At 53.4% G+C, this 26,395-nt stretch carries 22 protein-coding genes; 7 read left to right on the forward strand and 15 right to left on the reverse strand.

Annotation, left to right across the window (positions count from 1 at the left end; genetic code table 11):
• Window positions 1-331: 331 nt before the first annotated feature.
• From ML541_RS18180 to ML541_RS18205, 6 genes are all read right to left on the reverse strand, one after another.
• The gene (locus ML541_RS18180) at window positions 332-985 is read right to left on the reverse strand and encodes a hypothetical protein (RefSeq protein WP_243375276.1); all 654 of its coding nucleotides are present in this window, start codon (window positions 983-985) and stop codon (window positions 332-334) included.
• A 412-nt stretch (window positions 986-1,397) separates the two neighbouring features.
• Window positions 1,398-1,769, reverse strand: coding sequence for a helix-turn-helix transcriptional regulator (locus ML541_RS18185; RefSeq protein WP_243375279.1), 372 nt, complete (start codon window positions 1,767-1,769; stop codon window positions 1,398-1,400).
• A gap of 57 nt (window positions 1,770-1,826) precedes the next feature.
• Window positions 1,827-2,681: a patatin-like phospholipase family protein gene (locus ML541_RS18190; protein WP_243375281.1), complete on the reverse strand. Its 855-nt coding sequence runs from the start codon at window positions 2,679-2,681 to the stop codon at window positions 1,827-1,829.
• A gap of 118 nt (window positions 2,682-2,799) precedes the next feature.
• Window positions 2,800-3,132 carry a hypothetical protein gene (locus ML541_RS18195; RefSeq protein WP_243375283.1) on the reverse strand — a complete coding sequence of 111 codons (333 nt, stop codon included), beginning with the start codon at window positions 3,130-3,132 and terminating at the stop codon, window positions 2,800-2,802.
• Window positions 3,133-3,517: 385 nt separating this feature from the next.
• Entirely contained in the window at window positions 3,518-4,375 is an 858-nt protein-coding gene (locus ML541_RS18200) for an ABC transporter substrate binding protein (protein ID WP_243375286.1), read from the reverse strand.
• Complete coding sequence (locus ML541_RS18205) at window positions 4,372-6,201, reverse strand: TonB-dependent receptor plug domain-containing protein (RefSeq protein WP_243375289.1); 1,830 nt, start codon at window positions 6,199-6,201, stop codon at window positions 4,372-4,374. The genes ML541_RS18200 and ML541_RS18205 overlap by 4 nt, the downstream gene beginning before the upstream one ends.
• A gap of 160 nt (window positions 6,202-6,361) precedes the next feature.
• Here ML541_RS18205 and gptA point away from each other — a divergent pair, with 160 nt between their 5' ends.
• From gptA to ML541_RS18220, 3 genes are read left to right on the forward strand one after another with little or no spacing between them, the layout of a single operon-like run.
• Window positions 6,362-6,466 (forward strand): geopeptide, encoded by a 105-nt coding sequence (gene gptA, locus ML541_RS18210; protein WP_243375292.1) that lies wholly within the window; start codon window positions 6,362-6,364, stop codon window positions 6,464-6,466.
• Window positions 6,467-6,519: 53 nt separating this feature from the next.
• Window positions 6,520-7,842 carry a geopeptide radical SAM maturase gene (gene gptM, locus ML541_RS18215; protein ID WP_243375295.1) on the forward strand — a complete coding sequence of 441 codons (1,323 nt, stop codon included), beginning with the start codon at window positions 6,520-6,522 and terminating at the stop codon, window positions 7,840-7,842.
• A 14-nt stretch (window positions 7,843-7,856) separates the two neighbouring features.
• Entirely contained in the window at window positions 7,857-9,425 is a 1,569-nt protein-coding gene (locus tag ML541_RS18220; RefSeq protein ID WP_243375297.1) for a HAMP domain-containing sensor histidine kinase, read from the forward strand.
• Here the strand turns inward: ML541_RS18220 and ML541_RS18225 are convergent.
• Window positions 9,394-10,854: a sigma-54 dependent transcriptional regulator gene (locus ML541_RS18225; RefSeq protein ID WP_243375299.1), complete on the reverse strand. Its 1,461-nt coding sequence runs from the start codon at window positions 10,852-10,854 to the stop codon at window positions 9,394-9,396. The two genes, ML541_RS18220 and ML541_RS18225, sit on opposite strands and share 32 nt — an antisense overlap.
• A gap of 208 nt (window positions 10,855-11,062) precedes the next feature.
• Here ML541_RS18225 and ML541_RS18230 point away from each other — a divergent pair, with 208 nt between their 5' ends.
• Window positions 11,063-11,461 (forward strand): pyridoxamine 5'-phosphate oxidase family protein, encoded by a 399-nt coding sequence (locus ML541_RS18230; RefSeq protein ID WP_243375302.1) that lies wholly within the window; start codon window positions 11,063-11,065, stop codon window positions 11,459-11,461.
• Between the two features lie 112 nt (window positions 11,462-11,573).
• Window positions 11,574-11,840: a PilZ domain-containing protein gene (locus tag ML541_RS18235; RefSeq protein WP_243375305.1), complete on the forward strand. Its 267-nt coding sequence runs from the start codon at window positions 11,574-11,576 to the stop codon at window positions 11,838-11,840.
• Between the two features lie 161 nt (window positions 11,841-12,001).
• On the opposite strand, the gene ML541_RS18240 is transcribed toward ML541_RS18235, so the two are convergent.
• From ML541_RS18240 to ML541_RS18260, 5 genes are all read right to left on the reverse strand, one after another.
• On the reverse strand, window positions 12,002-12,931 hold the full coding sequence (locus ML541_RS18240; protein ID WP_243375308.1) for a hypothetical protein: 930 nt from the start codon (window positions 12,929-12,931) through the stop codon (window positions 12,002-12,004).
• Window positions 12,932-12,944: 13 nt separating this feature from the next.
• On the reverse strand, window positions 12,945-14,159 hold the full coding sequence (locus ML541_RS18245) for an S-layer homology domain-containing protein (protein ID WP_243375310.1): 1,215 nt from the start codon (window positions 14,157-14,159) through the stop codon (window positions 12,945-12,947).
• Between the two features lie 64 nt (window positions 14,160-14,223).
• A complete protein-coding gene (lpoB, locus tag ML541_RS18250) occupies window positions 14,224-14,832 on the reverse strand; it encodes a penicillin-binding protein activator LpoB (RefSeq protein WP_243375312.1) in 609 nt (202 codons plus the stop codon).
• Window positions 14,833-14,862: 30 nt separating this feature from the next.
• Window positions 14,863-16,308, reverse strand: coding sequence for a hypothetical protein (locus ML541_RS18255; protein ID WP_243375314.1), 1,446 nt, complete (start codon window positions 16,306-16,308; stop codon window positions 14,863-14,865).
• Window positions 16,309-16,315: 7 nt separating this feature from the next.
• On the reverse strand, window positions 16,316-17,443 hold the full coding sequence (locus tag ML541_RS18260; RefSeq protein ID WP_243375317.1) for a hypothetical protein: 1,128 nt from the start codon (window positions 17,441-17,443) through the stop codon (window positions 16,316-16,318).
• A 326-nt stretch (window positions 17,444-17,769) separates the two neighbouring features.
• On the opposite strand from ML541_RS18260, the gene ML541_RS18265 reads away from it, so the two are divergent.
• Complete coding sequence (locus ML541_RS18265) at window positions 17,770-19,446, forward strand: ATP-binding protein (RefSeq protein ID WP_243375319.1); 1,677 nt, start codon at window positions 17,770-17,772, stop codon at window positions 19,444-19,446.
• 16 nt (window positions 19,447-19,462) lie between these two features.
• Here ML541_RS18265 and wecC read toward each other — a convergent pair whose 3' ends face one another.
• The 3 genes from wecC to ML541_RS18280 form a co-directional block, all read right to left on the reverse strand.
• Entirely contained in the window at window positions 19,463-20,713 is a 1,251-nt protein-coding gene (wecC, locus tag ML541_RS18270) for a UDP-N-acetyl-D-mannosamine dehydrogenase (RefSeq protein WP_243375321.1), read from the reverse strand.
• A 250-nt stretch (window positions 20,714-20,963) separates the two neighbouring features.
• The gene (locus ML541_RS18275; protein WP_243375322.1) at window positions 20,964-22,106 is read right to left on the reverse strand and encodes a right-handed parallel beta-helix repeat-containing protein; all 1,143 of its coding nucleotides are present in this window, start codon (window positions 22,104-22,106) and stop codon (window positions 20,964-20,966) included.
• 407 nt (window positions 22,107-22,513) lie between these two features.
• A complete protein-coding gene (locus ML541_RS18280; RefSeq protein ID WP_243375328.1) occupies window positions 22,514-25,003 on the reverse strand; it encodes an AMP-binding protein in 2,490 nt (829 codons plus the stop codon).
• Between the two features lie 459 nt (window positions 25,004-25,462).
• On the opposite strand from ML541_RS18280, the gene ML541_RS18285 reads away from it, so the two are divergent.
• Window positions 25,463-26,245, forward strand: a complete 783-nt coding sequence (locus ML541_RS18285) for an NRDE family protein (RefSeq protein WP_243375325.1) — start codon at window positions 25,463-25,465, stop codon at window positions 26,243-26,245.
• Window positions 26,246-26,395 lie beyond the last annotated feature (150 nt).

Consider the following 26,395-nt stretch of genomic DNA (forward strand, 5'->3'; position numbering starts at 1 on the left):
ACTGAAGAAGAACTGCATTTCATAGTTGAAAAGGTGAATCATCGACCCAGAAAATGCCTTAACTACCAGACACCACACGAAGTCTTCTTTCAAAATTCACGTGGTGCACTTGCAATTTGAATCCACCTTGTCTCTTCCGTGCCGGCCATAATACCCCCAGTTTTTTTCTGTGAACCGAAGCAGGCAGTTCTTCTTTGTCTTGGATTAGCTCACACATTTCACGATGGCAAACTCCAATCAAGGCACAAATCCACATCAACAAAAGACAGGAGGGATATTGTCCATTGCCTTTAGCCTTTACGCTTTGCTCTTTCTACCAGTTGTCACAATTTCAACACCCCCAACCATCAGGTTTCACACAATTGAAACCCTTGATAAGAGTATCAGCACCTTTGAGTTGATAGTAGGTTGTGTCATAGATATTAAAGTTGCATAGATCTATAGGAGTCACTTCCGAAGCATTTACATTGTTTATTACACCTGCTTCTTCGAGGGCGGCTGCCACAAGTTCTGAACAAAAGAATTTGCTGAAATCTTCCTTGTTGTAGGTCGTACCTCTAAGAAATGGTGTATTATCAAGGGCGTCTAGAGCTGATTTTATCGCTTGCTTGGTGTCGTATGCTTTTCCCTCCTGCTTCACCAAAAAATCAAAAAATTTTGTAACATTCAAATTGCTTCTTGATACCTGTGATAAAGGCAGCCACCAGAGATTACCGTCATAGTCTCTGATTCGATCACTCAATCGTGTCATGATTACCCCAGAAAATCCCTCCAAGGAGGTAGACTCCATTAGTGTGTTAATGTACCTGTTTGGATCAGAATCGTTTATCTGCTTGGTCTTGTAAACAACACCGACATGGGAAACCTCAGACTTAGTAAACAGCTTGATTACCTCGGATACATTGCCTTTGCCAGAAAAAGCAATAACATCACCTGGCTGCATTTTCTCCCTAGCTTCTTCATACGTAATTACAGTAAATCCCATGGCATACTCTCCTTTGAATGATTTTGTGCACGATCTTTTCTCAGAAGCTACTTTGTTGGGTCTACTGATCTTTTCACCCCCTTTCATCCGCAATATAATTTTTGCAATGCAGAAGATGATGTATTTAACGCCATCATCGCCCGCTGGATCAGAGCGTTACGATTTGAAGTGGCTTGTTCATACCTCTTTTTCCCCCACAATAACAAAGCTATCTCGATTTTCTACAACGCCAGACGTGCATCGCGCATGAGCAACACACGCAATACGTGCAGCGGTAACTATAGGAATTTAAAAGGATATGGTAAGAATGGGAGAAGTGTTGATAGAGAAGGGTTTGTAAAAATCGGAAAATGAATCTTGCAAAACTCGGCGAGGTTAAATTAATTCAAAATAATTTCAACTTGATTACATGTCATGCGTCCTCTCCTTCTTTCGCCGCCAGGCGTGACAAGTTCACCACCAGCTCTTTCAGATGATCATCCTGGATCTTCCTGAACTGAACCAGCAGCTCCTGTTCTTTGGGGTTCGGCTGGCTTTCCACGTGGGGCCTGTTGTCGCCGTGCTTGGTATGGAAGAAATAATTGACGGGGACGGAAAGGGCACTGGCAATAACCTGGATGTTTTCCACGTTGAGCCTGTTCTTGCCGCTTTCGTAGCGTTGGATCTGCTGGTAGGACACATCGAGTCTGGCGGCAAGGTCTTCCTGGGACAGGGCGAGTTCCTGTCTGCGTCGTCTGATTGCCGCTCCGATCTCAGTGCTGCTCATGATTCTCTGGTGGGACATTCTGTGCGCCTCCGGTAGTTACAGGGGCAGACACAAAGATGCTCTCCTAAGGCCTGGTCATATCCCCCACTTGTACTGCAGGTATGTCATGGTCTGCTCATATCCCTGGCTGTACAGAAAATTGATCTCGTGCTGAGTAAGGGCGAATTTGGCCGGTTCAATGTTGGCACAATAGAGGAGGATGGTATCCTTCCACTTGCCCCCCTTCATGAATTCCTTTTCCTGGGTATGCATGCCGAAAGTGAGCATCTCCAGGAAGTAGTCCCGCAGCCTCACCTTGTCATGATGGGGATGGTTCAACGTTCGTTTTGAGACGACCTTCAGAATCAGCGTTTTGCCGTTGCGGTTCAATCCCCGCTCGACCACCCCCGACATGAGTGAGCCGTCCACCAGTGCGTATTTTTTGCCGTTTGCCGAAAGCCTCCTGTAGCCGAACACCCATGGTACGACAGTAGACGCCGTAGCAGCCGAGGCGATTTTGATGCTTGCGTACTTCTCGGCGGAAAAGACGACCGGCTGATAGCTCAGCATATCGGTGGCAATGATATGCAGCGGATAGCGCAGCTCTTCCCCGAAGGTCTTCCGCCCTACCCGGTCGTCAACCCAGCGTTCAAGCTGATTGCCGCTGCACAGACCGAAGTTGCTGATCATACTTCTGATGCTGAAATCCTTGAAACGGCGGGTATCGGTTTCGAGGGCGAGGCGAAGCAGCTGTTCCGGCGTATGACCGGCGGCATACAGAGCGCCGATAATGCTGCCGGTGGAAGAACCTATGATTTTCGAAAGGCGCAGCCCCTTTTCCTCTATAGCTTTCAATGCGCCGATAAAAACCGGGAAGCGTATCCCTCCCCCGACCATCATCAGCGCTATGGGTGTTTCAGGTGATACCCCTGTTTCACTTGTCTTGATCATTGCTCTGGCCTTGATTTCCTCTGGATAACACGTTGCGGATATTTTTAAATAGCAGATTCGTCCTGAAGAGTCTACCTTATAACTGCTTCCGCAACGGTACCAATTCGGCACTGACAGCCTAAAGCAAATCAAAACACAACAGCCGGTTTACCTCCTCACTGATTGCCTCAAGGGCAGCATCGATTGCCGCATCGGCGGCAAGCACACCCACATCCTTCAAACCGTACAGGGAGCAACGAGCAACATTCTTTTGCAAATTAAAGTAAAGATGGGCATCACCGATCAGAACCTCATCATGTTTGTCCTGGGCTGCAATGGTTAAGATGGCCTCCGCCATTTTTGCCATCCGGGCCTCCGCAAACTGCAGGGATTCCGGCTTGACATTACCGAGAACACCCTTTGCGGCTTCAAGCATTCGAGCCGTCAGGTGCGACTTTTCAATCTGTGCCATCCATCGACTCCTTCCAGAGAAATACCAGAGCTAAAACAGCGTGAAATAGGGGCTGTGGCCCTTTCTGTGCCCGTTATTAATCACAGAATGTGCCAATCGGGGAGCATCAGGGGTCAAAACACCTAAGGCTGCGGATATACGGGAATCGCAAGATGAGAAACAGTTATTAAAGAATGTGGTATGGGAAAAAGTGCAGCCGGATAAAAGGGAGGGAATGAGACAGTGTAAATTTTTTTTACAGCCAAACCATAACCTTTCGGAATCACTCAATATTGATGATTGTAAAGTTTTTTTACAGTTTCCCGTAAAGCCTTAAGGAATGGGAGGAAAGGTGTGTGTAAAATTTTTTTACACTGGGGGTCGGCAGGGAGAATTACTCACAGATTCAGTCGGAGGAATAGGCAATGCCCAACTTGCGGATGACACTCTGGTTTATCTTTAAAGAAGCCGAGCGGGGGTCTTCAACGGGGAGATCGGCAGTGGATGCACCCCCCAGGAGCCGGTTGACCATATCCCCGGCCTGTTTACCCATGGTAAAACGGTCTGCCTCAAGGGCTGCAGCTGCACCATAGGCAAGATAAACGTCGGAGAAGGCAAATATGGGCTTGGACTGCTCCATGGCAAAGAGGAAGAAGGCATCGACTGTTTCTCTCGTCATGGCCGTTGCATCGGGCAGAAGCCAGAGCGAATCCACATTCCCCCTGAAAGTGGATAGCTGCGACGGTGTCTGACGCGGATTGTGGACCTCGCGCAATACGAGATTGATGCCCGCACGTTCTGCGGTCTGGCGTGCACGCTTGATATAGGCACCGCTGCGGCCCTGACTGAAGACAATCCCCACCTTTCTCACCTGGAATGCTTTAAAGAGGTTCATGTAGCGTTCCGGCGAGACGGTCATCCGTACGCCGGTGATATTGGCAGGAGTGCTGTTGCCTGAGGCGAGATTGAGGGCCATCACCGAGACAATTGGAACGCGGCGGATTTTTTTCAGGGTCATCAGGGCCGAATCCCCTATGGCCAATATCACCGCCGGTTGCTCTTCCCTGACGATCCTGGAAATATCGGTCTCTGAATAGTCCTCAAGAACGATGCTGTGGCTACTGGCGGTACAGGTGTTTCTGAATCCCTTGAGGGCCTCGCGGTAACCGGAAAGACGCGAGCTTTGAACGATCAATACATCCGCAGCCAATACCTGCACCGGTATAAGCCAACTTGCCAGCATGAGGAGAAGGAGCGTTTTCAAAACCTGAACCTCACTCCACCTTCCAACCATCTGCCGGTGTTCCTGAGAAGATACAACTGATACTGGGCATTGTTGAAAACATTGTGCACCGTAAAAAAGATTTCGGGTGCATATTCCTTCATCGCAATCCGCTTGGTCAGGCTCAGATCCCAGAGGAAGGAGCCATCTTTTGCTTTATATCTATCAGGTTCATTCCAGCGGACGTAGTTTCCGGTCAAAGTACCATGCAGTCCAATGAAATCGTCGGCGTACTGCAGGGCAAGCTTGGCCGAGTGCGCCGGTACATTGTTTATCCGCTCATCGGTTTCCGTGTTGCGTGCATCAGTAAAGGTGTAGCCGGCGATTAAGGAAAGGTCGTATACCGGTACCGTTCGCACCTCTATCTCCACCCCTTGCTTTTCCGCCTTCTTCAAGCCAGTGGAAGGATCGTCTATATCCCAAAGCCTATTGTAAAAGAAAGTTCCCTTAAGCCATAGGTATGGGACCTCGGATGATTCCGCCCCTACCTGTGCCGTCCAGACCCGTTCGGGCAGTTTGGTGCGCAAAGCACTAGGCAGACTGTAACCCTTGGCACCGTAACAACGGAGAACGGTCTTGTCGGTCAACTGGTAGGTGGCCCCCAGGGTATAACTGACAAGGTTGCTCCGGATCCCCGTGTTGTCAAAGCGGATACCCGGCAGAATGGTTAAGTCGCCGACGGTAACAGCTCCATTGGAGTATATGCCCCAACGGTCGATTACCCGCTCGTCCAAATCCGACTGTAGAACACTCACAGCCTGGCTGACGTTGGCATGCTCGTAGTCGGCCCCCACAACTACGTTGCGCCAGGTATCTCCCCAGATCAGCTTGGCACTGCCCCCTGTGGTCCGCTCCCTGCCCGTATAGGAAAACTTCGGTTCGCCGTCGTAATAATTGTCAAAATATTCGTGGATTTTCCGGGACTCTCGGATCAACAAATCCAGTTTCAGCCGGTTTTGGAATGGATAGACGAAATTAAGGAATGAATAACCGTAGTTGGAGGAGTCAGTCTCTCTGGCCCCGAAAGGCAGATCATCAGAGTTGGGAGCAGAGAAAATCCCCCTCGCTGCCCCGCGATAGTCGAATCCGGCGATAATGTAGCCCCGGGAGGGGAGATCGTAGGTTATTTTGCCATAGGCGTTGTTGCGGTTGATGCTGTTGTCGGGGAGGAGTCCATCGGAATGGAGATTGCCTCCGCTCAGATAATAACCGAAACGGTTAACAGTGCCGCTCAACTCCCCGCGCAGATCGGATGTGGCCTGCTCGCCATAGGATGAAAAGACTGCACCGGCAAAAGGCTTGTCCGCTTCGGGTGATTTAGTGACGATATTGACCACACCACCCAGGGCCTGTCCCCAGGCGGCCGATGCCGCTCCCTTGATGATCTCGATCCGCTCGATATGCTGCACCGAAATCAGCCCCAGGTCCGGCGCATTTTCCACCAGGTCATTCTGCGGCACGCCGTCGATGAGGACCTGGATATGCCTGCTGACCGCCCCCTGGATATTAAAAAAGGACCAACTGCCGGGGGTACGCACCTGCTCAAACTGAATTCCCGGGACGGTATTCAGCACTTCTGCCAAGGTATGGGCATTGAGAGCTTCGATCTGATCGGCGGTGATTACCGTGACATTTTCAGCTATGCGCGAGGCAGGACGTGGTGAACGTGCGGGTGTCTCAGCTTCCCCCATGGTTAAAAAACCGAGGTCGGAAAGCTCGTCTTCGGCCTGCCCTCCCCAGGCAGGAATACCAGTCAGAAGGAGTAAGGCCAGCAAAAGAAATGGAAGTTCAAGATGACTCAGCTTCAAATATATTCCTGATTCTAGAGCATACGGATTGGGAACGAAAACTGCACTTTCTTTATCGAACAAAACAAATGCCTTTTTAATAGCAAATTGTCGGCCGTGAGTCTATAACCATCTGCAGGACATCCTTCGGGATGGAGTACGCTGCCGTGGAGGTGGGAAAATGGAGCATGAAACGGTGGAATTGGAAGTTCTGGACGAGGGGCGGAACAACGAGGAAGAGGAGGCAAATACCTGCTGTTTTGTGGGTCTGACAAGCATTTGGTGACCTGCATCCACCTTCCGGGGGAGCCTTAGCTCCCCCTCTTTTTGAGGCAACAAATGCCCCTTTCACGATACCTGAAAATTTATCCCTGCACGGACAAAGTCGATTCGTTCATCGTCTATTCGACGAAGAAGGGCTCCCTGATAAGGATTTCGTCGGCCCTGCTCGCTGCAGCCCGCGAAGATCGCCTTGACGAATCCGACAGACGTACCCTGAGCCGCCTGGCAATCATCACGGAAGATCAATCAGCCGAGAGGGAGAAGATGATTTCGGCGGTTACCAGAGCCTGCGGACGCAGCAGCAGTTTCAAAGCCGTCGTCGTTGTCAATCTTGACTGCAACCTGGCATGCCCCTATTGTTACGAAGCCCCCTTTCGCGGCAGGCAATACATGTCTGCAGCAACGGCCGGCCAGTTGATTGACATGCTGGTCAGGGATCAGTTCAGCCGCGGAAGGGATGTCCAACTCGATTTCTATGGTGGAGAGGCGCTGCTCTCCAAATCTCTCGTGGCGGGCATAGCCGCTTCCCTGTCAACGGCCGCTAAAACCCATGGGAGGGAGTTCTCCTTCGGCATGGTTACCAACGGCACCCTTCTCACCAGGGGAGTGGTTGAAGAATTGCTCCCCTTCGGCTTTACCAGTGCAAGGGTGACCCTGGACGGGCCGAAGGAAATCCATGACCGGCAGCGCCCCTTCATATCAGGCAAAGGAAGTTTCAACAGCATCATCCGTAACCTGCAAAATGTGTGGGATCTTATAGAGCTGCAGATAGGAGGCAATTTTTCCGCAGAGAATTACCGCGAGTACCCACGCCTGCTGGACCACCTGCTACAGGAAGGGCTGACGCCGGACAAGCTTGGCATGGTCCAGTTTTCACCCATCATACCCAAAGCAGGCAACCCCTCCAAAATAAGCATCGCCGCAGGCTGCACCTCTTCCGCCGAGGCGTGGCTTGCGGAAGCTGCCCCGTTCCTTCGGGAAGAAACATTGAAGCGTGGCTTCGCGGTGCATAAACCGACCATGGGTGGGTGCATGGTTGAATTCGCCAATTATTTTGCCATAAATTACGACGGCACCCTGTTCAAATGCCCCGCTTTCATGGGCTGGCCTCAGTTATCCGTGGGGACGCTTGCCGGTGGGATCCGCGATTATTCCGTCTCCCATAACCTGGACCTGTGGAAAAATGAAGAATGCCTCAATTGCAGTTATCTGCCCATCTGCTTCGGCGGCTGCCGGTTCCTTTCCTTGTTAAACAACAGAACCATGGATCGACCCGAATGCCGTAAGGGGTTTTACGATGCAACGCTGGAAAGGATCATCCGCCAGGATCTGCAGTATCCCGCCCAAAATCACCAGCGCAACAGTGGTCCAAATCTTTAAGCAACAGGGCAGCCATGAACCTCCAGAAACTTAAAAGAAGCTTTCGCTTCAGGCTGTTCGCCGTTTTTACCGTCACAACCGCCCTTATTACCGCCTTATTCACGGTGCTTCTGGTGAAGCACGAAATTGCCACCTACCGACTCCAGGTCACGGAAAAAGCCCACCTCCTCGCCTCCCTTCTTGCCAACACCATACGTCTGCCGCTCTACGCGGAAGACAGGCAAACCCTGGAACAGCTCGCCCGGGAAACCGCCCGGAAACCAGAGGTCCTCAGCGTCATCATAACCAATCAGGACGGAAAGGTACTTGTCGAGCTGACGAAACAGAAATCTCCCAATAACGGGACTATTACCAAGGTTTCAGTAGGTGTAAGTTCAGCCAGTATGGCCACCTCCGCCAAATCGGCGCTGACCGGGGATGGTGCTGAAGAATCCAATTCCATCGGTTCGGTACGCCTGCATCTGAATTCGGAGAACCTGCCGGAGAAGATCCGCGAGACGATTATCTTTACTTCGGCATTGGCCTTGATCTTCTGGCTATCGGTCCTGGGCCTGGGCTTTATCGCCCTGAAGCAGGTCACCCGTTCCTTCAATGCCCTGATGCAGGGAGTCGAGCGAATCAGGCATGGTGACTATTCGGCCAGGATCGCCACCCACTCCAATGACGAGCCGGAACAGGCAGCCATGGCCATAAACGATCTGGCAGCTACCCTGCAGAATCGCGAGCTGGAAAACGCCAAGCTTCAGGCCGAATTGTTCAATGCCATGAAGATGGAAGTCAGGGAAGAGAAGAGGCTGCTCATGGCCAAACTGATCCAGACCAACAGAATGACCTCCCTCGGCCTGCTGGTTTCCAGCATGGCCCATGAGATCAACAACCCCAATGGAGCCATAAGACTTGCCGCCCAGTACCTGAACAGGGCATGGAAGGATACGGCTCCGGTCCTGGAAGGGGTGGCCAGGGAGGAAGGGGATTTCAGCATCGGGGGGATTCCCCTGAGCGTGGCTGCCGAGGAAGTGGTAAGAAGCGGTGAGAGCATCATCCGCAATACGGAAAGAATCGAGGCGGTAATCAGAAATCTCAGGTCCTACAGCCTGGGTGAACGAAATGAGCTGCGACCGGACATGGATATCAATGGGGTCATAAACGACGCCCTGGCGGTCATCCGCGCCCATGGCCGCCACGGCAATCTGGAAATCGCCGCGGAACTGGCTCCGGACCTGCCCCTGGTGAACGGCAACCGGCACCAGATGGAACAAGTGGTCATCAACCTGCTGCTGAACGCCATTCAGGCAACGCCTGACGAGAGCGGCACCATCAATCTGCTGACGGCCATGGATCGCGCCGCTGGCGAAGTTCTTATTTCCGTGAAAGATGAGGGGGTCGGCATTCTGCCGGAACATCGGGAAAGAATTTATGAGCCCTTCTTCTCCACCAGGATCGATAACGGCGGGAGCGGGCTCGGCCTCTATATCTCCAACTTTATCATCACCGAACATCAGGGCAGGCTGGAGGTATCTTCCTCTCCTGGAGCAGGAAGCACCTTTACCATCAGGCTTCCTGTGCCTCCGCAGGCAGCGTGAGGTCCGGCTCGTGTGAAAGCGCCATGCCGAATGCGGCAAGCTTCTTCTGCAGGGTCGGGCGGGAAATGCCCAGCAGCTCGGCAGCGGCACTCTTGTTACCGTTGGTTACCCGCAATGCCTCATCCGAAAGCAGGCGCTCCACATCTGTGAAATTGGGAAATTGCTCGAAGGTGGCCTGCAGACAAAAGAAGCCGTCGTAGGCCAGTTTGACCGTCGGTTTACCGGTGCCTTTCGGCTTCAGCTCGGGGAAATCCTCCAGGGTTAGAACCGCCCGATGGCTCTGGGCAACGCCCCGGTCAATCTTGCTGATAAGCTCACGTACATTGCCGGGATAATGGTATTCCTGCAAGGCGACCAGGAGCTCCCGGGAAAGCTCAGGAACAGGCTTTCCGTAAGATGCTGCAGCCTTGGCCACATAATGCTCCACCAGGGGGATGATGTCCTGGCTCCTGTCACGGAGCGGCGGAATACGCAGCTCATGGAAGCAAAGACGCTGGTAGAGGTCGTGCCTGAATTTTCCCTGGGCAATCAGAGCCGGAAAGTCCTGGTTTGATGCGGCGATGATGCGCGCGTCGGACTTGATGAGGACATCGGAACCGAGCCGGTAGTATTCGCGCTCCTGCAAAAGCCGCAGCAGCTTGACCTGGGAATCCATGGTCATGTCGCCTATCTCGTCAAGGAAGAGAGTCCCCCCCTGCGCCTTGGCTATGAGACCTTCACGTGGCTCGCTCGCGCCGGTAAAGGCCCCCTTTTTGTGGCCGAAAAGGGTATCGCTGAACATGAAGTCGTCCAATCCGGCAACATTCAGCGGAACAAAAGGCCCGGTCAACCCGCTGGACCTGTGAACCGCCCTGGCAATCAGCTCCTTGCCGACACCGGTCTCACCCTGAACAAGAATCGGATGTGAGGAGCTGGCAACGGTCTCAATCAGCTTGAAGAGCGCCTGCATTTTGTCGCTTCTGCTGATCAGGTCGCTGAAATGCTCCGGATGGGCCAGCGGCTCCCCCAGGAGGTAGCCGCGCAGTACCTTGTTCTGGTTTGCCAGCTCGCTGATGTGAAACGCCTTCTCCACGGTCAGCAACAGGCGATCGGCGTCGACCGGCTTGGTAATGTAGTCGAATGCACCCTGTTTGATACACCTGACCACGGTTTGCAGGTCGTTGACCGCCGTTATGACGATCACTGGAATATGGGGAAACCGGCGTGCAAGTAACGGCAGGAGTTCCGCGCCCGTGAGCCCCGGCATTATCCAATCCATCAGCACAACGGAATAGCTGTTCTGCTCCAACCGGGACAACACTTTTCTGCTGTCGGCAATGGTCTCGATCCCCTTGATGCCGTTGGATAAAAGCATAAGCCGTAATTCATCCAGAATATCGGTATCGTCATCGACAATAAGAACCGTTGGGTTGACAACGTTGTTGCTCATGAGCCCGCTCACCTTTTCGAGGTAATTTTATTGCCACCTTTATAGCACATAATATGCCACAGATCCCTACTTTCCCGCCGTCAGCCCTTGCTTTTCGCCGGCTCCATCAAGCAAATAGCACCTTGCACCATTATTCATTATTGCTATACTTTTAACGATTACCAATAGATATGCAGCTTACCCGTGCATTGCCACGGACAGGAGCACCATGGGCATACTCACCGATGAAATGCAACGCTTCATTGAGGCGACCGGACATGCATTCGTCGCCTCGTCCGATGCAACGGGGTATCCCCATCTGGCTGCCGGTCGGGACCTGCACGTCAGGGATGACTCGCACCTGATCTTTGAAGCATGGTTCTGTCATACCACCATGGAAAATGTCACGGCAAATCCGAAAGTGGCAGTGGCAGTTACAGCGCCTGCTGCGGACCGTGGCTATCAATTCGGGGGAGTGGTGGAATCGGCTGCCGATACCGCCATAATGGACGGCTTCACAGGAGAAGAGGAAGATTCTGCCATCCCCCAGGTACAATACCGACTGATCATCCGGGTCGAAAAGGTAATGGAATTCACATCTGGAATGCATTCCGATCAGCCGAGTTAGCCTGCCGTGATGAATCACATCATGATCACCCTAGGCCGCTGAGAATACAGCCATTAACAACCATTGAACCGGCCCGGCTGAGCCCAATTGCGCAGCGATGGAGAGTTGCCAGATGGAAAAGAGAAAATTCGCCCGGCTGGCGATGCACGCGGATACCAACATCAAACTCAATAATGTCATATACAGCGGTACCGTCCGCGACTTGAGCATGAAAGGGGCATTCGTCATGACTAACGCAAGTGTCCCGATCGACAGGATGGTGGAAGTGACTATCTATACCTCTTCCACCCCTAACCTCCTTTGCGATCTGCAGGCAAAGGTGGTCAGATCGACGGAATACGGCATCGGCCTCGAATTCGAAAAGACGGTTCTGGATTGACCCCGAAGACCGGCACAGGAGACACGGAAACCTTGACTGGAGATTGACTGCAGACGGCAATGGTCAGTGCCGTCAACCAGGCGTGGCTGTCGGGGCAGGCCGTGCTTTACAGAGCCGGGGCAGGAGCATCCAAGATACTCCTGTCCCGGTTCCGGCGTTGATTATTTCAGGACAAAGGCAACCTTGGCACCGGCAAGGAAATTCCCCTTGCGATTGGCCGAGTAGACCGTTACCGCATCCTCGTCGGCCAGTTGCAGATCGGTGCTGCCGGCAGCACCGGAGGCTTTGACCACCAGCGGGTTCTTCACGTTACGCGCAGCCAGGGCGGCCCTGGCCTTTTCCATGCTGTTGGTATATTCGCCGCATCCCTGGTCCACCAGGACCTTCTGGCTAACCTTGGCCGGGTCGTAGAGGACCTCACCGTTGGCGGCGAAGATGCGGTTGATGAGGGCAGGACGGAAATCCTGCTCTGTGGCATCGACGATCAGCCCGTCGTAGACCTCATCAAGTCTGACCGTATCGGCCTTGAAGGCCGGTTTATCGGTGCCGAATTCCTTTTTCAGCTTGGGATCCTTGCTCAGCTTTTCATAAAAGGAGCTGGCAAAGCCCTTTGCCCCGTGCATGCCGATCTTGATGATGGCTATGGCCGCGTCTTTCTCCGGGCTGTACTCCTGGAACACCACCTGGCTCCCCTTGACGAATGAGGCAACCGCCGACCGGATCACATCGTATTCGGCCATGCCGTCCTTGACCAGGGTATCGCCGACGATGGCAAAGCCCTGCAGATATTCAGCCAGGGCCCGTTGGGCCGTAACCACCGCCGCCCGCTTTGCCATCAGTTCGCGCTGGGCGGGGCTTTTATGGTTTGGGTTGCCGATTGCCTCGCCGTAAAAGAGGATCGCCTCCTGGCTGAAGGCGGCAGTGTCATCCCTGGTCCCGGACGTGCCGCCGGTCAACGTCAGGTTGCGCCCGCTGAGCCAGGCTTTGGTTTTTGCAAAGGTGTCATCCACCTGCACCGGGTTTTCGTCCTCGGCAAATACAGGCTGGACGACCCCCGCCAGCATTATGATCAGCAAAAGCAGCCTTTTCATTTCTCCCTCCCTGTCAGTGAATGGTCATTTTCTGTTTCAGGACCCTAACGGCCAACAATGCCTCGGCGCCGTCCACGGGATCATTTATGCGAAACGCCCCCGAAAGCTCACCCTCCATGATCGCGCGGGTGGTCATGTTCATGACGGCGTTGAAAAACGGCGACGTGCTGCGCACATCGGGAAAGGGAGATTTTTCCTGACCCAGATAGGCAGTGGCCAGCTTCCCGTCCCCGGTCAGCTTGATGAGCACATCTTCGAGAATCAGCGCCATCTCTCCCCTGGTGACCGCATCGGCCGGTTTGAAAAGGTAGGCACGGCTCGTTTCGTCGTATTTAGGCTCCAGGCCCCGCACTTTCCATTTCACGAGAGCAAGAATCTCATCCTTGAAGGGGTGAGCGAGGACATCTGCCGGGATGAATTCCGCCTTGGGATTTTCTGGAGAGGAGGACGATGATGAGATGCGCCCGGCCATGAGCCGGTCCAGCTGCATCTCGTCTACAAGTAGCGCCGCCAGGTCGCCGCGGCTAATGGAATCCTTAACGGCAATCCTTTTGCCCACATCTCCCACGGTAATTCCTGCCAGGGCGCGGACGATCCTGTCGGTCTTTTTCCATCCCCTGTCGGCCGGTACGTGCCATTTCCCGTCATGCTTGGCGTTGAGCACATGGGCAAATTGGTCCCGGGCCTTCTGATACTCCTGCGCCTGCAGGTAGGCAATGCCCATGAAATAGTCGGCCGCTTCCCTCCCCCGGTAATAGACCAGGTTCTGCTCGTTCACCTGCAGATCTGCCGCATCCCTGAAGGCCCCTTCCGTTTCCTTTAGCCACCCTTCCCCTCTGAGGATGGTATGGTCGCGCATCACCGCCAGGTAATAGTCGAACTGTTCTTCCTTGCCCTCCGCATAGTTATCGGCTTTTTTCAGCAATTCCCGGGAGCGGCCTGCCTCCACCACCTGGAAACCGGGATCGGCCTGGGCTCCGGCCTTCTCGGCAGCCACTATGGAATTGCCGCCGTAGGCAGGAGAGTATTTTTCATTGCAATACAGGGCGCGGTCGAACTTCTCCCGGGCAGTCGCAAGATCCTTCCGTTCCAGGGCCTCCATTCCGCGCAGATAGTGGTGCTGGGGATTGTCTTCCGCCGTGGTGCAGCGGACCTGCGGCCCGGAACAGGCCGAGAGGATGCCTGCGGCAACCACCGCCGAAAGCATGAACTGAAACAGGTTTCTCATTGTCCTCCTCCTTTATGGAAGTCGTGCAGAGGGTGCACGAACCTTGTTTCATTCCGGCCCGGTGCTACATGCCGAAAGTGGACCGTTTCCAGACCTTTCTGATCTCTTTCTCGTCGGACCATTCCAAAAGCCCGGTACGAAGATTCTTCAGGTTCAGGGTGAACTTGTAGTATACGTCCCTGACGTCATCCCCCCGCTGTTCGATTTCGGCGAAGTTTCCCGACAGGATATACTCGGCCCCGTGCTGTTTACCCATTTCCACGGCCTTTTCCGGATCGACCATGCCGCTGTTCTGCTGGTATTTCAACTCTTCCAGGACCGCCGCCTCGGTGGATCGGTCGACAAAGGTGAATTTGCCCGACTTGATGAGCTTGGCCCGGATGGAATCGGTCACCGCCTCCATGTCGATATGCTGCATGGACTTGTTTTTTATCCGGTCCACCGAAATGACCGGGCGGCGGGTTGCGGTGATCTCCGCCACCGGCGGAAAGGCAAGCAGCGAATCCACCATGGTTGCGGCAATCTGCTGAAGGTCCGCAGAGCCGAAATCGGTGGACAGGGCCTGCTGCGACAAGGGATCGCCGTATTGCACGGTCGGTGTGGCACACCCGGACAAAAGGGAAAGTGCCGCCAATAATGGGATGATTCCGGCTGTTTTGCACTTCTGATACATGTGGTTACTCCTTCCTTGCCTGGATTCGGTTCAAAATGTCATCTGCGATAATTTCACGGTGCTGCCCGCCCGAATTACACGGACAATCGTTCTGGCACCGCTGTCTATGCCTACTTCCGGCAGACAGGCAACAGCGTCACCCTCCTGTTCAAGAAAAAGCTCATGCTTTCCAGCCGGAAGCATGGCGCGCAGCACCTGCACCCGTGCCGGCAGGGTGTTCCAGCTTCTCAAATCGGCATTTTCGCTGAGATAGTTGTAGAGAAAGGCGCTCAATTCCCCCAGGGAACCGAATTTTTCCCTGGACTTCCGGGCAGCGATCCCTTTGGCTATCCCCCTGATCATCTGCCGCGTCACCATGACCGGCACCTTTTCCTTCAACGCCTTGACCGCCAATGCCCTTGTATCGCAGAGGGTTTCCAGAGGACCGACCGAATTTTCTCCATCCATGACCCTGATCGGCGAATCCTCCGACCACTGGTGCCCATAGACTGGAAAAGCAATGGAGATAAGGCCGGTCCCCGGGACCGGAATGGGGATCTTCACCTCCTCCTTTTGCGGCACGAGATCCTCTTCGACGAAAAGGAGCAGTTCCCCCGTTTCCGCATCCGGGAGAGCCGACACATCACCACCGGCCTTATCCTGCTTCAGTCCGGTACCCGACCGATTCGGGCCCTCCTCCATGCCCAACTGCCGGGCCAGGCGCGTCACATCCCTTTGCACATAAATGCTGTCCGGCCGGATCTCCAGCGCCTTCTTGTAGTCGATGTACGCGTCGTTGGGCTGGTTCAGGAGTTCGTACACCATGCCGGATACATAGAAGGAGTAGGCGTTCTGAAAGGAGTTCTTGACGGTGCCGATGATCCGGTCCAGGACGGCAAAGTGCGCATAGACACGGCCGGTACCCTCGGCGGGACTGAGCTTGTTCTGCCCGGCTTCGGCTCTGGCATCCTCCAGTTCCTCTTCATGGCGTTTGAGCGCCTCCGCCTGCTCTCCGTTGGCACGGCGGATCTCGACGCCGGCGCCCTCCAGATTTTTTTTGACCAGGTAGTTCATGGCCTGGAAACTATGGAGGAGTATCCGCTCATACCCGTCCACCCGGTAGGGAAGAGCATTATCATTGGTAAGGATTGCGCCCGCCTGGGTAAGGGCACCGGAAGCAGTGATTTTCGCCTTGTCGTCGGCGATTCTTATGGCTTCCGCAGCGTCCGCATAGCTCCTGATGCTGAGATCCACGTCCCCCTGAATCTGGGCGATGCGCCCCAGCTCTAAACTGTAGAGAGCGGAATCGGTGCTCTGCCTTCCGGAGGCCAGGCACCGGGAGAGATTGACCTGCCTGCCGGATTTCAGCTGCTCGATGAGTGGATTCATCCTGGCCGTGTAGGGGGTGAAGATCGTTGTCGAAGCGCAACCGGAGGCGAAAGCCAAGACGGCAACAAGAACTGTCGTACGCAATGTTCCGGCAGGAAAAACCCTCATCCACATCTCATTTCGTATACTGCACAGTGATGGTATTGGCAGAAAAATCGATGATTCTGAAGATGCTTTTCTGGGCGATGCTGTTGGCCAGATAGATGGTGTTTTCAGGGTAACCGACAGCGAACCTGCCCAGTTCCTTTTCCTCGACCTTCGTTACCCAGGCGATGTTCTGCAGCACCTCTTTCACGGCAAAGTTCTCCCCCAGCTCCCTTATGCCGTCAACCTTGACCTGCACCATTTTCGCCGAAGCCTTCACGTGCCTGGCCACCCGGTCGGCAATGACCGGTTTCAGTTTGGCGGCAAGATTGCGCAGTCCTTTGGCCGTGGCATCCTCCATGGTTCCGGCAAGCCCCTTCCCTTGCTCGCTGCCGGCGGCAAGGATAACGATCCTGCCCGAAGGGTCCCTGGTTACCAGCCGATAGTTCAGCCTGGCGGTGACGTTGTGGAAGGGGGTGTTGAGGCCGAATCCGATGTTCCCACCTTTTCTGGTGGAAACGGCAATTTCGATTGTTCCCACAAGAACAACGTTGGTGAGAAATTTGCACATCATGCTGCTCAGGCTGCGCAGGTTGCCGCTTTTAATGGCTGCGTCGATGCTTGTCGCATCGACATCGCCGGTTGGAGCCACATCGACCACAGTGTACCCACGGTCGGTGAGATCACCGATCATCTCCTCCGAAAAACCGCTCGATTCATGGTACCCCTGCACTGCTCCCGAGGCTGATATTTTTCGGACAGGAACAAAAACAGCCACCGCATTGTTCAGTGCCAGATCCGAAACCGCATCCCTGGCCTTTGCCGGTTCCACGCAGGCATGTATTGTTACTGAAACCAAGTCCCCCTCGGATTTCTGGCTGAGCATCTTGAAGGTCGTGACACCGCCGTAAAGGTGCCGGCTCACCGCTTCATCTACAAGGACCAGGTTTTGGACCACGGTCTGGGCGTTCACCCCTACGCCGACGGTCTGTTCGATGGCAGCCAGTTTTGCCCGTGAAACAGCTTCTGCCCTGGCTGAAGGGACATCACCATTGACAACGGCCGCTTCACCATCGGCATCGATACATTGAACCTGGGCAAAAGCAGGGAATGAGCATGACAGTAAAGATATGATTGAAACGATGGCAAATCTCCACATGGCCCTGACTCCCTGTCGCTTCTATTTGTTGCAGAAATAAAAGAATGTATGGATATGATATGATACAGCCTGCTGAAGAGACGTTATATCTGGCTGTGCCCCGAAATTTTTGGTTATATTTTATGTTTTTGTTTTTCCAATGCAATGGCAATTGGTTTCGGGATAAATTATATTTATTTAACTAAATACAGTAAGTCGATCTTCAGATTCACAATCAATGACTTGAATTGCCATTGAAGCTTGATAAACTCACGCAATATCAAGCGGATATTGTTTCATCTGTTATAACCGGAGTCTTTAGTGATCGATCAGTGGGACCTGTGGAGATGAAAACGGGAATCCGGGCAGAAATAATCATTGCGGCAATCGCGATTGTGCTGGCACTTCTTCTGCGGCTGCGAGTGCTGAGGTGCAGGGCAAGGCAGCGGACCGATGTCCAAAAGAAGGAAATGGAGACCAACATCGGCCAAGAGCACATGCTGCAGCACAGCGAAGAGAGCCTCCGCTCACTCATGAACGCCATGCCGGTGGGATTGGCTCTCAGCGACAACCAGGGCAACAATATTTACATCAATAAATGCTTCATCGAACGCTTCGGCTATACCCTCGTTGAAATTCCCACCAAGGAAGCCTGGTATGCCGTCGCCTATCCGGACAGAGCCTACCGGGACAAGATCGTTGACACCTGGAGGGCTGATGTGACTAAGGCCCGGAGCAACCATATTGCGATCCCCCCCTTCGATGCATTGATCACCTGCAAGGACGGCACCGTCAGCCACAATATCGCCAACACGCAATTGATTCAGGATCGTATCCTCATCATCTATACGGATATTACGGAACGGGAAAAATGCCGGGACGAACTGCTCAAAATGCAGAAACTGGAGTCGCTGGGGATATTGGCAGGGGGAATTGCCCACGATTTCAATAATGTCCTTACGGGCATCATGGGCAATATTTCGCTGTCGCGGATGTTTCTGGATGAAAACCACCGGGCGACAACGACACTGCAGGCTGCGGAAAAGGCATGTCAAAAGGCAGGGGAACTGGCAAACCAGCTCCTGACCTTCTCCAAGGGGAGCCGGCCGGTAAAGAAAACAGTATCAGCCGGCCCCATCGCCAAAGCATCTGCTGCGCGGATATCCGACGGCTTCAGCGTGTCCTGTGCCTTCGAAATCCCCGACAATCTGTATTCCGTCGATCTGGATGAAGCACAGGTAGGACAGGCCTTCAGCAATATCGCCATAAATGCCGCACAGGCAATGCCGGACGGTGGGACTTTCACGGTCAGGGCTGAAAACGTTACCCTGGGCAAGACCAACGGCATGTCGGTGGCAGCGGGGGATTACGTCAGATTCACCTTTGCCGATACCGGGTGCGGCATTCCGGAAGGGGATCTGGGGAAAATTTTCGATCCCTATTTCACAACCAGGACAGGGGGGAGCGGACTGGGGCTGGCTGCGGCACATTCCATCATCGCCAAGCACGGCGGATCCATGGCAGTCAGCTCCGTTGTTGGCAAGGGCACCGTTTTCGAGGTGTTACTGCCGGCAAGCAAAAAACAGTCGCCTGCCCATGAAGAGGAGAAAAAGAATTTGACCGCAGCAACAGAAACGGCCAATAAATCGCTGCTGGTCATGGATGATGAAGATATGATCAGAAACATGGCCTCAGAGTTGCTTGGGGCACTGGGATACCGGGTGAAAACGGCGGCAGACGGCAAAGAGGCCATTACCTTGTACCGGGAGGCACACCAATCGGGAACACCCTTTGCCGCTGTCATCATGGACCTGACAGTTCCTACGGGTATGGGGGGCAAAGAGGCAGCCGCCATCATTCTGCAGGCATATCCCGACGCCCGGATCATCGCCTCAAGCGGCTATTCCGAAGATCCGATCATGGCCGAATATGCCCGGTTCGGCTTCCGCGGCGCGATAGTCAAGCCCTACCGCGCCGCAGACTTCATCAACGTGCTCGATCACGTGCTTACGACGGGGCACTGAACGAAGCAAGGAAACTCTAGCGCCAAACTCCCCGCGTATCTATCACCACCTTCTCCTTAAGCAGTTCCCGGTCGATCCCCTTGAATTCGTCATGGTCCACGAGGACCACCAGGATATCCGCCTCACGCAGCACCTGGGAGAGCTCGTGCAGCTCCATGCCAGCCGATCCGTTACAGACGTTGGGCTCACAAACCATCACCCTCCCTACCCCGCTGGAAACAAGCCCTTTGGTAATCTCCATCGCCGGAGATTCGCGCAAATCATCGATATTTGCCTTGAAGGAAAGCCCCAGACAGCCGATGACCGGCTCCTTGAAGCGTGCCGCCTTTGCCTTGACCTTGTTCAGCACCCAATGGGGCTTGTGATCGTTGACCTCCCTGGCGGTGCGGATCAACCGGGCCTCTTCCGGCGCCGCCGAAACCACGAACCAGGGATCGACGGCAATGCAGTGCCCTCCGACCCCCGGGCCTGGGTTGAGGATATTCACCCGCGGGTGCCGGTTCGCCAGTTCAATCACGTCCCAGACATTTACCCCCACCCGGTCGCTGATCAGGGAAAGCTCATTGGCAAAGGCTATGTTCACATCACGGAAAGAATTCTCCACCAGCTTGGACATCTCCGCCGTCTTGCTGTCGGTGAGGAAAATCGTCCCGTTGCAGAAGGTATTGTACAGGTCCCGGGCCTTCTCCGCTGAAGCCCGATTGATGCCGCCGATGATCCGGTCATTATCCACCAGTTCGCGGATGATGTACCCCGGCAGCACCCTCTCCGGGCAATGGGCGATGAATACTTGAGGGGAATAGTTGTTGGTACCGGGATGCTGGGCCAGGTCTGGACGCAGCTGATTGATGATCTCGCCGATTGCTTCCGTGGTCCCCACCGGTGAAGTGGATTCCAGAATTATGAGATTCCCTTCCCGAAGAAAAGGCGCAATGGCCCGCGTAGCGGCATCCACGTAGCTCACATCGGGAATCTTCAAATGGGCCTGCTCGCCGTTCTTGAACGGAGTGGGCACGGCGATAATGAAGGTATCTGCCTCCTCGGGTGTCGTCGATGCCTTGAGATTGCCGCTGTTGACGGCAGAGCGGACCAGGATGTCCAGATCGGGCTCGACGATGTGAATCCTCCCCGAGTTGATGATATTGACCGCCTCCTCGTTTATGTCCACCCCCACCACCTCATGCCCCTTGGTGGCAAGCATGGAAGCGGTCGGCAAGCCGATGTAACCAAGTCCCATGACGACGATTTTCTGACGGTTCTTTTGCATGGCGCTCCACCTTTATGTGAGATATTTAATAAAGGTATCACGGAGCTTTTAATTGTAAAGTTTTAAGACTAAGCTTCCTACCCGCCAGCCATCCTCCCATAATCCAGGCCCTGCAGTTTTTATAATGAATTCTCTTGCATTGAAAAAACAAAGTATCTGGTAATTAGGCGTATGCGTCTCGTGTGAGCCTATAAAAAAAGAAAGGCGGCCCAATTGGCCGCCTTTTCAATAGTCCAAGGTGTTCCTAATCTTAAGGTATTACAGTACCATCAGATTTTACATTGAATGAAGCAACCCCTGTCTCGTTTCGAAGAGAATCCAAAACATTGAAGCTGATAACAGCTTTTCCTTGTACCGCAGCGCCAAAAGCATAAGCAGTATATATGTCATTCGTCTGATTGGATGTGATAACGTTATTAATTATTTTTGGGCAAGATGGGCTATAAGAAGTAACTCCAAAGCCATTACTCATGATGGTGTTACCTGAAACAACCACAGTGTCAGTACAAGGAACATAAATATCAATACCATGAAATGTATTACCTGTAATTGTGTTATTGTTAATAACGGCTGCTGAGTCAACAGTAATTCCCTGCCAACCATTAGAACTGATTATATTATTCTTAATTTCAGTTACAGCTGCACCGTTCCCAGCGTTCAACGTAATTCCTATTTGCCCATTATTCTTAAAAGTATTATTGATGATAATTTGCTTTCCACTAGATACAGCCAAACCGGTTTGTGTATTTCCTTCAAAAAGGTTTTGGTATACTTCGACAGTAGAATATCCCGCACCTTGCAGGCCACTAATATTATTACTAAATTTATTATCAATTACGGTTATTGAGGAGTTATTAAGTATCCTTGCTCCTTCGCTTCCGCTAGATATTGTGAATCCTGAAATCGATGAATTCGTAACGTTGTCGGCAATAATTGTTGGTTCGGCAGAATTAGCAGGATTAATAACTGCATATTCTTTGCCTGCCCCTTTTAGAGCGACATTGCTCTTTAGATTGATATTCTCAACATAGGTACCAGGCATAACTCTAATAAGGTACGGATCTGCGAGAGTAGGATTAACAGAATTAAGTGCCCCTTGTATCGTTGAAAAATCTCCTCCACTTTTTGCTACAACTATTACATTTGCAAGTTTCTTTTGGAAGACGCCGTTCTCAATTTTGGAAGCTGAAATCGGCCCTGATATTTTCGAATCGGTAATGGCACCATCAGCAATGTTTGAGTTGGTTACCGAACCGTCAGCAATTTTGGATGTTGTAACAGCTCCATCCGCAATATCATTTGTGTTGATCGTAAGACTAAAGCCCTGTGCCGGCAGTGATAGCATTGCCGCGACCAAACACAACAGTAAAACTTTTCCCCCAAGTCCTTTCATACTTCCTCCTCTAATGGTATTATGCGGTAAAAACCGCACATTGTAACTCCTGCAGTCCCTGCCATTTGCCAATCCATTAATTTTTTGCATCCGCTTTCCATTATTTAGCCCTCCTCAGCCCTAGAGATATGTCCTTTTCGAACGCCGAAAGTAGACTTCACAGAGAGATCTCGCCAACTTCCCAAAGCAAATAAATTAATAAAATTTGATTCTAAATATAATATGTTAAATCACTAACGTATAATTCTAATGTTGTCAATAATTTTAATATCTGAGACTGAGGGTTACCAGATCGTAAGATTTACTTGGCATATTTACTAGAGGGGCAAAGAGGGATGTTTCTGCTAATTAGCTATTTCACTATCAATTAACAAACGAGGACCAAGCCTAGAAGCTATCACCACACATCACAGCCTCTCCACCGCCCCCCGCGCCATTTCCACAATCGTATCCGGTTCCTCCCGGCTCAGGTACAAAGGGCTGCCGAAGGTTACCGTCACCCTGCCGCGTTTTGGCCAGTTAGCTCCCCGAGGCAGGACCTTCTCTATCCCCTCGATCTTCACCGGCACCACCGGTATGTCCAGTTCCTTGACCATGATCCCCAGCCCCCGCTGGAACGGCAGCAGCCTGCCATCAATGGAGCGTTCCCCTTCGGGGAAGATGAGAATGTTGTGGCCGGAGTCCACCAATTTGCCCATGAAGCGGAATGACTTTCGGAAACCGCTGCTCTGGGGCAAGGGAAAGACATTGTGGAAGAAGGTCGCATACTCGTAGGTGAGCCGTTTCCAGAGCCACTGCAGGGCGTTGCGATAATTCTGGAAGAAGAACTCCTCCCATGCGGCGGTTGCGGTGTTGTAGCGGATTTCCCGCGGCAGGGCGAACATGACCGCCGGCTGGTCGATATAGCTCAGGTGGTTGGAGACGAAGAACACCGGCCCCTCTATCTCTGCCAGCTTTTCCCGGCCCCGCGCCTCAATGGTGGCCATACTGCGGAAAAGGGGATAGGTGAATGCCGCATCCCAGACCATGCGCAGTGCCCTGACCAGGTTCGAGTTGGTCCAGAAGCGGAAATGGTTCTTCCCCGCGATCTTCTCCCGTTTCTCGATGATGCGGCGCAGCTCCTGCACCCTGGTCTCGGGGCCGATGACGGAGTCCTCCAGGTCGAGACGGAATTCCTGCTCCAGGTAGTTGACCAGCTCCAGCCGCGCGATTGAGCTAAGCCCCAGATCGGCCACCAGCCGCGATTCCTCCTTCACCTCGCCAACACCGGCTCCCGTCACCCGAGCAATCAGATTTACCAGCCGATCACCAGCAGCACCCGCGCCTGTCCCCTTTTCTCCTTTTTGCAGCTTTTCTTTGACCTGGAATTTCCTGATCTTCAGGGTCGTCGTTTTGGGAAACTCCGCCTCGGGCCAGACCGTGAAGCCGGTGACCTGATGCAGGGAATCGAGCCGCTTGTTGACTTCATCGACTATTTCTTCCGGCTTCCTGCCGCTGCCATCCAAAAGCAGCACGGCATGGACCTCTTCCCCCCCTCCCCGGTCCATGCCGATGACGCAAGATTCGCGCACACCCTTGGTCCGGTTGAAGATGTCCTCGATCTCGTCGGGATAGACATTGATCCCGGCGCCGGTGACGATGAGCTCCTTGGCCCGCCCCTTGATGGTCAGCCAGCCGTCTGCTGAGACCTCCCCCATGTCCCCAGTGCGGAATCGCCCATCAGCGGTGAATGCCTCCCGCGTTGCCGCCTCGTTGCGGTAATAGCCGGGGGTGATGTTCTTCCCCCTGGCCAGGATCTCGTTGTCTTCGATGGTGATCTCGATGCCGGGAAGGGACTTCCCCACCGCCCCCGCCACCTGCTTGTCCATGGTATTGGCGGCCAGGACCGGCGAGCATTCCGTAAGGCCGTAGCCTTCCACCACCCGGAACCCCAGCTTCTGCCAAAATAGAAAGACATCCAGGGAGAGGGGTGCCCCTCCCGAGACGAAGAGGCTGAAGTGGCGGCCGAATTTGCGCTGGATGGGGAAAAAGAGCAGCTTCCGTGCCCCCGGGGAGAGCGTCTCCCCCTTCTTCATCAGGAATCTGAAGACGTTACCAAGCCCTTTCTCATCCAATTCCCGCTCAATGGAGCTCTTCAAAAGCTGGAGCAGCCGAGGGACGGCGATCATGGCATAGATGTCCTCTTCCCCCAGAGCCTCCATGATGGCCGATGGCTTCAAGGTCCGCAGATAAACAATGGTGGAGCCTTTATAGAGAGGGGTAAAGAATCCCCCCATCTGCTCGAACATGTGGGACAGGGGCAGAAGGGAGAGAAAGTTGTATTCGGGGCGGACAACAGGAATGTGCTCGTTGACCTGGAGCAGGTTTGCGATGAGGTTGCCGTGGGTAAGGATGACCCCCTTGGGATTACCGGTCGTTCCGGAGGTGTAGATGAGCTCCGCAACGTCATCTGGCCCGGGAGTGGCAATATCCGCCACGGGCTCCAGATCGGCCAGTTCATATTCCAGATCTTCCAGGAGGATCGATCCGGGGTGGTCAAGGCGCTCCATCTTGAAGCGGCTCTGAATCACCACCGTGCATTCGGTAAGGCCGGCAATGGTTTCCGCACGCTCCCGCTCGGACATGAAATCCACGGGGACCGCCACGGCTCCCCGGACAATGGCACCCCAGAAGGCCACCCCCCACCAGGGGGAATTGGGTCCCCAGATGAGCACCCGGTCGCCGGGCGCCACCCCACGGTCGGCCAAAAGGCGCGCCATTTTCCGGGAAAGAAGATGCAGGTCATTGTACGAATATGCCAGTCGCCGGACTCCGGTTCTGTTGATGAAAGCTATATCTCCGCCCCGCTGGGAGAATGTCTGGAAAAGATCGATCAGGGTCTGCATGGTTGCTTGCATATTTTGCACTGATTCCTCCTAGAATCCTACCACTGCGTCAGAACGACGCTGTTTCACAAGTACCGGTTCAGTGGGCCCAGTTATTATTTTAGTCTCAGCCCCCAGGCAACGGATAATTCCAACTTTCATTATACCCTCCCACATATTCTTTGCCTTAGCGCTGCTACTTGTTAATTTAGCGGCGCCGTCTCGCGGACAGCAATGGGGTCCTCAGGGAAAAGGCTTACCGAAAAGCAATGCAACTACTCATGGGTGGTCCTCCTTCGTCAGGTTCAGGCTCCACCTTAACGCACTGTTCGATTTTTGGGGGCCACCTCTGCTATACTGTTCAACAACTTCCTTGACCGGTGCGTTAAAAACTCGCTGGTATGAGGAATTGATGGGCGAAGAAAAGCTATTTCTATAGATGACGCCAGGAGAGGCGCTCAGAGACCTCTTTTTTTCGGGAATCAAGCACCAATGTGCCTCATTCTATTCGCATACGAACAACATCCTGCCTATCGTCTCATTCTCGCTGCCAATCGTGACGAGTATTACCATCGCCCAACTGCGCCAGCAGCCTTCTGGCACGACGCACCGGAACTTCTGGCCGGAAGGGATCTTGAACATGGCGGCACTTGGCTCGGGATAACGAAAGAGGGCAAGATTGCCGCTGTCAGCAACTACCGCGAGCCACCCCGCGACCATGGCCCTGCTCTTTCCCGCGGCCTGATTCCCACCGGTTTTCTCTCCACAGAGACAACAGTGAGTGATTACCTGGACTCTCTCCGGAGGAAGGGTTCCCGCTTCAAGGGGGTCAATGTGCTCTTTGGCGATATGGGCGGGATCAGCTATTTTTCCAACCGGGATGGTGCTCTTAACGGAGAGGTTTCACCGGGAATCCACGGTCTGTCGAACCATCTGCTCGATACCCCCTGGCCGAAGGTGCTTCGTGGCCGAAAGGCTTTGGAATCTGTCGTTGCCGAAGGAGCGGCGATCGATCCGGAGGAGCTTTTCGCAATACTGTCCGATCGGACACCTGCTCCTGATCATCTTCTCCCTGACACCGGCATCGGTTTGGCACGGGAACGCCTCCTCTCCTCCCTCTTCATTGCCGGCGCAGACTACGGCACCAGGTCATCCACCGTCATCCTCATTGGCTACGACAACAAAATCGTCTTCAGTGAGCGCTCTTTCCATGAACCTTCGGACAAGGGGCACACTGAGACGTTCTCCTTCGATATTCGTGGGAAGGGGCGTTAAAATCTCCTTTAGCCATATCCATCGCTTGGTGGATTCAAATTGCAAGTGCACCACGTGAATTTTGAAAGAAGACTTCGTGTGGTGTCTGGTAGTTAAGGCATTTTCTGGGTCGATGATTCACCTTTTCAACTATGAAATGCAGTTCTTCTT

Source organism: Geotalea sp. SG265, from assembly GCF_022808985.1.
Classification (GTDB): Bacteria; Desulfobacterota; Desulfuromonadia; order Geobacterales; family Geobacteraceae; genus Geotalea.